Source organism: Janthinobacterium sp. KBS0711, assembly GCF_000988085.1.
Classification (GTDB): Bacteria; Pseudomonadota; Gammaproteobacteria; order Burkholderiales; family Burkholderiaceae_D; genus Janthinobacterium; species Janthinobacterium lividum_E.
Genome location: NZ_LBCO01000007.1, coordinates 1 through 9,735 on the forward strand (window position 1 = coordinate 1; position 9,735 = coordinate 9,735).

Consider the following 9,735-nt stretch of genomic DNA (forward strand, 5'->3'; position numbering starts at 1 on the left):
GTCAGGCTTGTTATTCGAAAAAACCCCTTCCGGTGATCCGGTTGGGGTTTTTTTACGTCCAATGATTTTATGCATGGCATCGATCGCGTGCTGCCTTGAAAGGGATATCTTGTCTGCTGTGCATACACTGGAACAATTACGTGCTGGCCAACTGGCCGGTGTACGCCGCCTGAAGCTGTCCTGTGGCTTGACGACATTACCCCGAGAAATCTTCGACTTGGCCGACAGCCTGGAAATCCTCGACCTCTCCGGCAATGCGCTGTCCACATTGCCTGACGATTTGCCGCGCCTGCACAAGCTGCGCATCATTTTTTGCTCGGATAATCTGTTCACGTCATTGCCTGACGTGCTCGGTTCCTGTCTTGCGCTGGAAATGATCGGTTTCAAGGCGAACCGGATCCGCCACGTGCCGGCCGCAGCCTTGCCGCCCACGCTGCGCTGGCTGACCCTGACCGATAATGTCATCGAGTCCATGCCGGATGAGCTGGGCAAGTGCACGCAATTGCAGAAACTCATGCTGGCAGGTAATTGCCTGAGCCACTTGCCCGCTACTCTTGCCGACTGCCGCCAGCTGGAACTCGTACGCATTGCCGCCAACCGTTTTACGGCGTTGCCCGACTGCTTGCTGTCCTTGCCACGCCTGAGCTGGCTCGCGTATGCGGGTAATCCCTGCACGGAAGCGCGTGAGCTGGCCGCTCTGGCCGGTACAGCTGTGGCGGGCGTGGCATGGCAGCGCCTGGAGCTGGCGCAGCAGCTGGGGGAGGGCGCATCAGGCGTGATTTACCGTGCCCGCCTCGATGGCGTCGATGATGTTGCCGTCAAAGTATTCAAGGGAGAGATGACCAGCGATGGCTTGCCGCGCAGCGAGATGGCCGCCTGCGTCGGCGCCGGTGCGCACGTGAGCCTGATCCCCATCCTCGGGACGCTCGATGCGCATCCGCAAAGCGCGCTGGGGCTTGTCATGCCGCTCATCGACGCTGCTTTCCGCAACCTGGCAGGGCCGCCGAGCCTGGCATCGTGCACGCGCGACGTGTATGCCGATGGCGAATGCTTTGAGGCACCGCAAGCGCTGGCCATTGCCCACGGCATCGCCTCGGCCGTGTGGCAGCTGCATGCGCACGGCATCGTGCATGGCGACCTGTATGCGCACAACATCCTGCATGCGGACGCTGGCGCCTGCCTGCTGGGCGACTTTGGCGCCGCTTCCATGTTTGCGCCCGGCTCGCCGCAAGGGGACTTGCTGCAGGGTATAGAGGCGCGCGCTTTTGGCGTGCTGCTGGGCGAGTTGATCGCGCACTGCGCGACGTCCTTGCCCGCCTTGGAGGCCATGATGGATGCTTGCCTGCAGGAAGAAATATTGCGGCGGCCCAAGTTCGACGCGATCGAACGGGCATTGCGGGATATGCTCCCCGCATAAAAAAATGGCGCAACCTTCGCAGGCTGCGCCATTTTTATGTCAGGCTGACAAGGTTCAGCTTGCTACCAGGATTTCTTTTTCCGGCAGGGCAATCTGGTTGTCGACGCTGAACTGGTAATCCTTGAAGACGTGTTCGGCCGTCAGGATCTGGTATTCGCCATTCTCCAGCTTGTGCGTGGTGTCCTTCAGGCGATACGTGTAATGGCCGCAGGTCCAGCAGTTGAAGTTGCGCATGTGCGTGCACAGGCAAGTCTTGTCCATCACGACGACGGTTTTTTGTTCCGGATGGGCTGCCACTTCGCGGTTGTACGAGTTGATGTACGCGCAGTTGCCCGTCGCGTCGAGCAGGTAGCCATACGATTCGCAGCCTGGACGGATGCCGGCGCCGATGGCGGGCGTGTTCTTCAGCATGCGCATCGGGTAGCCCGTCGGCGAGACGCCATTGACGATGATGTCTTCTTCCGAGGCCTTGTAGTATTCCTGCTTGACCTTGTTTGGCAAGCCGCATTCCTTGGTGACGGTAAAGCGCGTCGCCACTTGCACGCCAGCCGCGCCCGCTTCCAGGAAGGAAACGGCGTCGCTGCCCGTGAAGATGCCGCCAGCGGCGATCAGCGGGATATCCAGCTGCTCGGCCTTCAGGTAGGCCAGCAGTTCCGCCGTGATCGTGTGCAGGTCGTAATTGGCCCAGTCCATGCCAAAACCCAGGTGGCCGCCGGCCAATGGCCCCTCGACGATGATGAAGTCAGGCAAGCGGTCCAGCTTGGCATTCTTGCGCAGGAAAATCTGCAAGGCGCGTACCGACGAGACGATGATGCCCAGCTTGGCATCGCGGAAACGCGGATGGTCGGCCATCAGGGCAAACGAGCCGAAGTGCAAGCCGGCGGACAGGGTAATGCCGTCGATGCCGGCGTCCAGCGCCGCGTTCAGGCGCACGCGCAAGGTTTCGCGGGGGCCGTTCATGGTCAGCTTTTCCATGCAATTGACGAAGATCAAGCCATCGCCTTTTTTCGCTTCCATGGTGCGGCCGATATGCAGGCGCTGCGCTTCCGCCAGGCGGCCCAGGTCGAACTGCACCACGGCCTTGTCGCTGTTATTGATGTTGAACTTGTACAGTTTCGTCTTGTCTTTGACGAAGGTGGTGTCGAAACGGCGATCCGACACGTCTTCCACCATGGCATCGGAGATATGGCCGATACCGTTCAGCCGGGCCGCTTCCAGGGCCAGCTCCGACGTGGAAATATCCACACCCATTCCGCCTATCATGATGGGCACATATTCTTTTTTGCCAAATCGCAGGCGGAAATCATCAACACGTTTCATTGCTATCCTTAGACTACCGTGGTTATCACTGAGCCAGATGTACGGTCAAGCCCGTCGCCGGTCAGGCGCGCGGGCGCATGTAGCTGTGCGCAGCTTCAATTCTACCCCAAGCGGGCAGGCGCTCCGAGGCAGCTTGCCGCCATGCCGGTGCAAGCGCAGGCCGGAGCTTGCGCTTGATCGAAATTAATCGCGGAAATTGTTAAATTCCAGCGGCATGTCGGGTACGTCCTTGCGCAGCATGGCCATGGCCGCTTGCAGGTCGTCGCGCTTGGCGCCCGTGACGCGCACGGCTTCGCCCTGAATGCTCGCTTGCACTTTCATCTTGCTGTCCTTGATGACGCGCACGATTTTCTTCGCATCATCCGATTCGATGCCATTCTTGATCTTGATGATCTGCTTGACCTTGTCGCCGCCGATCTTCTTGATGTCGCCTTCGTCGAGGAAACGCACATCGACCTTGCGTTTGGTCAATTTGTTGGTCAGCACGTCGCGCACCTGGCTGAGCTGGAATTCCGAGTCCGCAAACGCGGTCAATTCGTTTTCCTTGTGTTCGACGCGGGCGTCGCTGCCCTTGAAGTCGAAGCGCGTCGTGATTTCCTTGTTGGATTGCTCGACGGCATTCTTGACTTCGATCATATCGGCTTCGGAGACTACATCAAATGACGGCATGGTCTGTTCCTTTCGTGTTAGAGCGAGCGCGCTGCTGGCGCGCCGGGCGCGCGCATTCTTTGCAAAATGGCACAGCCCCGTTAAAGATGCGACATTTTAACGGACAACGGACGGCCTGCCCTTGTCTTGCGCTGGTTTTTTGTCGGTTTCACTCTATAATCGAGCAAAATAATCGCTATCCCATGTCTGCAGAGCTCACCATCGAACACAATTACTCCCTCCAGCGCCTGAATACCTTCGGCATCACGGCCAACGCGGCCGCCTACGTACGCATCACTTCGCAGGCCGAACTGCATGCGGCGCTGCAAGACCCCGCCTTGTCCGCCATGCCGCGCCTGATACTGGGCGGCGGCAGCAACATCGTGCTCACGGGCGACTTTCCCGGCGCCGTGCTGCACATGGCCACGCGCGGCATGCGCCTGGCACAGGCGGACTTCGAGACCATACTCGTCACGGCCGCGGCCGGCGAAAACTGGCACGATTTCGTGCAGTGGACCCTGGCGCAAGGCGTGGGCGGACTGGAAAACCTGTCATTGATCCCCGGCACGGTAGGCGCCGCGCCTATCCAGAATATCGGCGCGTATGGCGTGGAAATCAAGGATTATCTGCATAGCGTGAGCGTCATGCATAGCGCCAGCGGCATCGTTTTCGACATGGACCGCGATGCTTGCCGCTTCGCCTACCGCGACAGCATCTTCAAGCAGTCGGACGGACGCGAACTGATCGTGCTGGAAGTGACGTTTGCCTTGCCGGCCGAATGGCAGCCGAACTTGCGCTATGCGGAACTGGCGCAGGCCGTGGCCGAGCGTAATCTTGCCGAGCCGACGCCGCAACAGGTGGCCGACACGGTGATGGCGATCCGCCGGCGCAAATTGCCGGACCCGGCCGTGATCGGCAATGCGGGCAGTTTCTTCAAGAATCCCGTGGTGTCGCGTGAACAGTGTGCTGCCTTGCTGGAACGTTTTCCTGCCTTGGTGCACCATGCGCAGCCCGATGGCACGGAAAAGCTGGCGGCCGGCTGGTTGATCGATCAGTGTGGCTGGAAGGGGAAAAACCTGGGGCCCGCGGGAGTGTATCCCAAGCAGGCGCTGGTTCTGGTGAATAATGGCGGCGCTCGTGGCGCGGACATTACCCGGCTGGCGGAAGCGATACAGGATGATGTAGAGGCGAAATATGGCGTGCGCCTGTCGCCCGAGCCTGTGTTCGTCTAATCAACCGAAGTGGCAGACGTAATCCACGGTCTCGACGGTTTCAATATCAAAATAGCTATTGCCCGGGATACTGAATTCCTGGCCCGCGCCATAGCTGTTCCATTCTGTCGCGTCAGCCAGGCGTACCTTGCACAAGCCGCCGACGATTTCCATGATTTCCGGCGCACCCGTGTTGAAGCGCAACGATGACGCGAAAATCACACCGACGCTTTTCTTCGTGCCATCGGCCAGGATGACGTTGTGCGAGACGCATTTGCCGTCAAAGTAAATATTCGACTTCTTGACGACGCTGACATTGTCCAGTTGTGTGCTCATGCTTCACTTCCCTTGCTGTTAAAAATCAGTCGCGGACGTCATTGGCGCTCAGCACGCTGTTGCGTCCGCCGCGCTTGGCTGCGTACAGGGCCTGGTCGGCGCGGTTGATCAGTTGCTCGATCGTCGATTCCGGCGACGGCACGACGGTGGCCACGCCGATCGAGATGGTGACGATGCCCTTGCTTGCCGCCGGGTTCTCGATTTGCAAGCCTTCCAGATGGCGCCGGCATGCTTCGGCGATCATCAGCGCGCCGGCCGCTTCCGTTTCCGGCAGGATCAGGGCGAACTCTTCGCCACCGTAACGGGCGGCCAGGTCGGCCGGGCGTTTCAAATGTTCCGTCAGCACGGCGGCGACCTTTTTCAGGCCCAGGTCGCCCGCCAGGTGGCCAAAGTGGTCGTTATAGCTCTTGAAATGGTCGATATCGCAGAACAGCAGGCTCAGCGGCGTCTTGTCACGCTGGCCCCGCTGCCATTCGAATTGCAAGGTTTCATCGAAGCGACGCCGGTTGGCGATGCCCGTCAAGCCATCGAGGGCGGCCAGTTTCTGTAATTCAATATTCGCGTCCGCCAGGTTCTTTTGGCTTTCGCGCAGGAAACGAAAAGCCTGGTCGCGCTGCAAGCGGCTGATGTGCGCGCTGGAATGGTAGCGTATGCGCGCCAGCAGTTCCAGGCGGTCCGGCAGTTTCACCACATAATCGTTGGCGCCGACGGCAAAGCTGTGGGCTTTCAGTTTCGGGTCATCCTTGGCCGACATCACGATCACGGGCACGTGCGCGAGCGCCTCGTTTTCGCGGTACAGCTTGATCAAGGCGAAGCCGTCGATGCCCGGCATCACCAGGTCTTGCAGGATGACGGTCGGTTGCAAACGCAGTGCCGTGTCCAGCGCTTGCGTGGCGTCGGTCACGTAATGAAATTCGATATCCTGCTGGTCGCTGAGCATGCGCCGGACTGCCTCGGCAATGATCAACTGGTCGTCCACCAGCAGCACGCTGACCTTGAATTCGGTCAATGCGGGCTCATGCTGGGTGAAGCTGGAGGAGAATTCTGGCATTGCATTCTTTTCAGATGTTAGGGGAGGGCTCCCACCCATTGTTGAGCTTGGCGCCCAGGCGGCTGCGCAGGCTGGCGCCTATTCTATCCAATGGCAGAATTTGCTGCGCCGCATCGAGTTCGGCTGCCGCGCGCGGCATGCCGTACACGGCACTGCTGGCCTGGTCTTGCGCAATCGTCGTCTTGCCCGCGCGGCGCATGGCCAGCAAGCCATCGCCACCGTCGCGCCCCATGCCTGTGAGCAATACACCGATGGCGTCGCCACGCCAGTGCTGTGCCACGCAATTGAAAAAGACATCGACGGACGGGCGGTAAACATAGTCGCGTGGTGCTGCATCGTAACCCAAACGATAATTTTGATCTAGCAGCAGGTGATCGTTGGTCTTGGCGATCAGTACGCTGCCCGACACCAGTTCGTCGCCCTCGGCGATCACGCGCACGGGCATGCTGAGCTGGTCATCGAGCCATTTGGCGAAGTGCGAGGCAAAGGTTTCATCGATGTGCTGCACCACGACGATGGCGCAGCCGGGCGGCGCCGTCCAGCCTGACAACACCTTGGCCACGGCCGAGGGCCCGCCCGTTGAGGCACCGATGGCCACCAGGGTGCTGACCTGGCTGTCGCCCCGATCGCCGCCATTGGCTGGTGCCTGGCGCGGCGGCGGTGGTTCGGCGCTGTGGCGTATCAGCTTGCCGATGGTCTTGATCTTGGCCAGCAGCTCGCTGTCGCCGCCCACTTCCCCCTGCAGCACGGGCGTGGCTGTGACGTCGAGCGCGCCGGCGCCCAAGGCGCGGAAGACTTGGTTGACATTGTCTTGCGGGCGGCCCGTGACGACCAGGATGGCGCACGGGCTTTGCTCCATGATCAGGCGCGTCGCTTCCACACCATCCATCTCCGGCATGTTCAGGTCCATCAGGATCAGGTCGGGACGGTTGCCCTCGCACATGCGCACGGCTTCGAGTCCCGTGCGGGCGATCCACAGCACCTGGTGTTCCTGCGTACTGGCGACCACCCGGCGCAGGGCCTCGGCGGCCATGGCGACATCGTTGGCAATGGCAATTTTCATGAATGACAGCTCATAAGCGGGCATCTCCTATCAGGTCGGCCACCGCGTCGAGCAAGGTCTCGTCGTGGAAGCTGCCTTTGGTCAAATAATAGTCGGCGCCGGCGGACAGGCCGCGCGCGCGGTCTTCCGGACGGTCCTTGTACGACACGATCATCACCGGCAGCTTGTGCAGGTGCAGGTCCTTCTTGATCAGCGAAACGAGTTCGATGCCATCCATGCGCGGCATGTCCACGTCGGTGATCACCAGATCATATTCTCCGCTGCGCACGACGTTCCAGCCGTCGATGCCGTCGATGGCCACGTCGACCTCGAAGCCGCGCGCCAGCAGCAGCTTGCGCTCCATCTCGCGCACCGTCAGCGAATCGTCGACGACGAGGATGCGCTTGGCGCGGCGCTGCTGCGCGTGGCCCGCCTGCGCCAGCTGGTGCAGGCCGCCCTCGTGCAGCAGCTTGTCGATCGACAGCAGCAAATCGGGCACGTCGAGGATCAGCACAGGTTCGCCGTCGTCGAGCAGGGCGGCGGCGGAAATGTCGCGCATCTTGCCGAAGATCGGGTCGATGGCTTGCACGGCCAGGCTTTGCTCGCCGCGGATGGCGTCGACCACCAGCGCATAGCTTTGCTTGCCGCGCCCGATCACCACCACGGGCAAATCGTCGGCCTGGCTGGCCGCCTCGCCCAGCTCCAGCACCTGCGCCGCCGACACCAGGCCCAGATGCTCGCCCTTGAGTTCAAAGAACTGCTTGTTTTCCAGGGTATGGATGGCCGCCTGCGGCACGCGCACCACGCTTTCCACCTTGACGATGGGGATGGCGTAGGCTTCGCCGTGCACGTCGACCACCAGCGCGCGCACGATCGATTGCGTCAGCGGCAGGGTGATCAGGGCGCGGAAACCGCGGCCCGGTTCCGACTCCAGGCGCACGGTGCCGTTTTGCTGGCGTATCGTCTCGTGCACGATGTCGAGGCCCACGCCGCGTCCGGACAATTGATTGGCCGTCGCCTTCAGACTGAATGCGGGCAGGAACAGGAATTCCAGCAGCTCGCCCGGCGACAGCGCAGCGGCCATGGCGGGGCTGGCCATCTTGCGCTCGATGACGGACTGGCGGATTTTTTCCAGGTCGACGCCGCGTCCATCGTCGCTGATCTCGATGCTCAGCATGCCGGCGCGGTGGCGCGCTTCCATGCGTATCGTGCCCAGCGCTTCCTTGCCCGCGTCGATGCGCTCATACGGGCCTTCCATGCCATGGTCGATGGCATTCCGAAGCATGTGGTTCAGCGGGCTTTCGATCTTCGCCAGGATGTCGCGGTCGACCAGGGTATCTTCGCCTTCGATCTCCAGCTGCACTTCCTTGCCCAGGCTGCGCGCCAGGTCGCGCACCATGCGCGGGAACGCGTGGATGCCGTCGCGGAAAGGGCGCATGCGCAGGGCCAGCACTTCGTCGACCATGCCTTGCGAGACAGCCAGCAAGCGCCGTTCATAGGTTTCGATGTCGGCGATGTGCTCGAGCATGAACTGCTTCAGGGGCTGCGTCTTTTGCAGCGCCAGCAAGGACTTTTCCATCAGGCCCGGGTCGGCCGAGCGGGCAATGGCTTCGTGCAGGTGCTCGATGGCGGAAAACAGGCTGCTCTGGTTGCGCTTGAAGCGCTGCAGGGCGCCGACGAACGGGTGCATCTGGTGCGCATTGATGCGCGATTCGCTGGCCAGCGACAGCAGTTTGTCGAAATTCTGCGCCTGGGCCTTGGCTGGCGCACCTGTACTGGTCGCCGTACGCGGCGCGGGAGCGGCCGCTTCCGGTTCATCCCCCGCCAGGCCGCTGGCGACGGGAACTTGCGGCTCGGCCGCTTCCCGCACCGGAGCCGGCGCAGGCACGGGCGCGGGCGCCGAGGGCAGGGCCGGCAATTCGGGCAGGTCGGCGATACCGGCGATGGCATTCAGGGTCTGGTCGATCTGCGTCGCATTGGCGGCCAGCCACGCTTCGGCGCCCGCGTCGTCCAGGCGCGACAGCTGCACGATCAGGTCGACGCCCGACAGCAGCACGTCGACCCGCTCCGGCGTGAGTTTCAATCTGCCGTGCTGGGCGGCGACAAAGCTGTCTTCCATGCCGTGCGCCAGCTGCACCACCACTTGCAGGCCGACGATGGCGGCGGCGCCCTTGATCGAGTGCGCCGCGCGCATCATCGCCTCGACGGCGGCCGCGTCGCCCGCATGGCGCTCCATGGCCAGCAAGCCGTCGGTGAGAATCTGGGTCTGGCTGTCCGCTTCCATGCGGAACAGGTCCAGCATGGAAAAGGCACTCAGGTCGCCGTGCTGGTCCTGGCTCATCGTAATAGTCTCGCAAGTTGGAAGCCGATCAGCGCCGTGTCGAGGCAGCCGATGCGCATGTCGCCCTCGGTGATCACGCCCGACAGAAAGCGCGACAGGCCCTTGTTGATGGTGGCCGCCGGCGCCTGCACGGCACCCGACGCGTAGCGCACGATGCCGTGCAGGTCGGCCACGGGCAGGGCGTAGGCCTGCTCTTCCCAGCGCATCAGCAGCAGGCGCGCAAACGTGTGGCGGCCCTTGGCTGGCGGCGCTCCCTGTTCGTCGATGCCCAGCAAACTGGCCAGCGACATGCACGGATACAGCTTGCCGCCGATATTGACGATGCCCGCCAAGCCGCCCCCGCCGCGGTGCGGCAGCGCGTGCGGCTTT

9 protein-coding genes are annotated in these 9,735 nt (G+C 62.0%); 2 read left to right on the forward strand and 7 right to left on the reverse strand.

Annotated features, from left to right (window positions below; translation table 11 throughout):
* The first annotated feature begins 73 nt into the window (after window positions 1-73).
* Window positions 74-1,417 (forward strand): leucine-rich repeat-containing protein kinase family protein, encoded by a 1,344-nt coding sequence (locus VM94_RS03785; RefSeq protein ID WP_046682269.1) that lies wholly within the window; start codon window positions 74-76, stop codon window positions 1,415-1,417.
* Between the two features lie 54 nt (window positions 1,418-1,471).
* Here VM94_RS03785 and VM94_RS03790 read toward each other — a convergent pair whose 3' ends face one another.
* Both VM94_RS03790 and VM94_RS03795 read right to left on the reverse strand, forming a co-directional pair.
* Complete coding sequence (locus tag VM94_RS03790) at window positions 1,472-2,737, reverse strand: nitronate monooxygenase (protein WP_046682270.1); 1,266 nt, start codon at window positions 2,735-2,737, stop codon at window positions 1,472-1,474.
* 183 nt (window positions 2,738-2,920) lie between these two features.
* Window positions 2,921-3,406 (reverse strand): YajQ family cyclic di-GMP-binding protein, encoded by a 486-nt coding sequence (locus VM94_RS03795; RefSeq protein WP_034759416.1) that lies wholly within the window; start codon window positions 3,404-3,406, stop codon window positions 2,921-2,923.
* Window positions 3,407-3,588: 182 nt separating this feature from the next.
* On the opposite strand from VM94_RS03795, the gene murB reads away from it, so the two are divergent.
* Window positions 3,589-4,617 (forward strand): UDP-N-acetylmuramate dehydrogenase, encoded by a 1,029-nt coding sequence (murB, locus tag VM94_RS03800; RefSeq protein ID WP_046682271.1) that lies wholly within the window; start codon window positions 3,589-3,591, stop codon window positions 4,615-4,617.
* Here the strand turns inward: murB and ppnP are convergent, their stop codons facing one another.
* The 5 genes from ppnP to VM94_RS28830 all read right to left on the reverse strand — a co-directional run.
* Window positions 4,618-4,932 (reverse strand): pyrimidine/purine nucleoside phosphorylase, encoded by a 315-nt coding sequence (gene ppnP, locus VM94_RS03805; RefSeq protein WP_046682272.1) that lies wholly within the window; start codon window positions 4,930-4,932, stop codon window positions 4,618-4,620.
* A gap of 25 nt (window positions 4,933-4,957) precedes the next feature.
* Window positions 4,958-5,983, reverse strand: a complete 1,026-nt coding sequence (locus VM94_RS03810) for a diguanylate cyclase (RefSeq protein WP_046682273.1) — start codon at window positions 5,981-5,983, stop codon at window positions 4,958-4,960.
* A 10-nt stretch (window positions 5,984-5,993) separates the two neighbouring features.
* On the reverse strand, window positions 5,994-7,046 hold the full coding sequence (cheB, locus tag VM94_RS03815) for a chemotaxis-specific protein-glutamate methyltransferase CheB (protein WP_046682504.1): 1,053 nt from the start codon (window positions 7,044-7,046) through the stop codon (window positions 5,994-5,996).
* Window positions 7,047-7,056: 10 nt separating this feature from the next.
* Window positions 7,057-9,366, reverse strand: a complete 2,310-nt coding sequence (locus tag VM94_RS03820; RefSeq protein ID WP_046682274.1) for a hybrid sensor histidine kinase/response regulator — start codon at window positions 9,364-9,366, stop codon at window positions 7,057-7,059.
* A partial coding sequence (locus VM94_RS28830) for a chemotaxis protein CheW (protein ID WP_046682547.1) occupies window positions 9,363-9,735 on the reverse strand: 373 nt, incomplete at its 5' end. The genes VM94_RS28830 and VM94_RS03820, both read right to left, overlap by 4 nt.

Excerpts from the sequence above, each read along its gene's own strand:
- VM94_RS03820 (WP_046682274.1), bottom strand. The coding sequence starts at position 9,366 with ATGAGCCAGGACCAGCACGGCGACCTGAGTGCCTTTTCCATGCTGGAC.
- ppnP (WP_046682272.1), bottom strand. The coding sequence starts at position 4,932 with ATGAGCACACAACTGGACAATGTCAGCGTCGTCAAGAAGTCGAATATT.
- VM94_RS03790 (WP_046682270.1), bottom strand. The coding sequence starts at position 2,737 with ATGAAACGTGTTGATGATTTCCGCCTGCGATTTGGCAAAAAAGAATAT.
- cheB (WP_046682504.1), bottom strand. The coding sequence starts at position 7,046 with ATGAAAATTGCCATTGCCAACGATGTCGCCATGGCCGCCGAGGCCCTG.
- VM94_RS03785 (WP_046682269.1), top strand. The coding sequence starts at position 74 with ATGGCATCGATCGCGTGCTGCCTTGAAAGGGATATCTTGTCTGCTGTG.
- VM94_RS03795 (WP_034759416.1), bottom strand. The coding sequence starts at position 3,406 with ATGCCGTCATTTGATGTAGTCTCCGAAGCCGATATGATCGAAGTCAAG.
- murB (WP_046682271.1), top strand. The coding sequence starts at position 3,589 with ATGTCTGCAGAGCTCACCATCGAACACAATTACTCCCTCCAGCGCCTG.
- VM94_RS03810 (WP_046682273.1), bottom strand. The coding sequence starts at position 5,983 with ATGCCAGAATTCTCCTCCAGCTTCACCCAGCATGAGCCCGCATTGACC.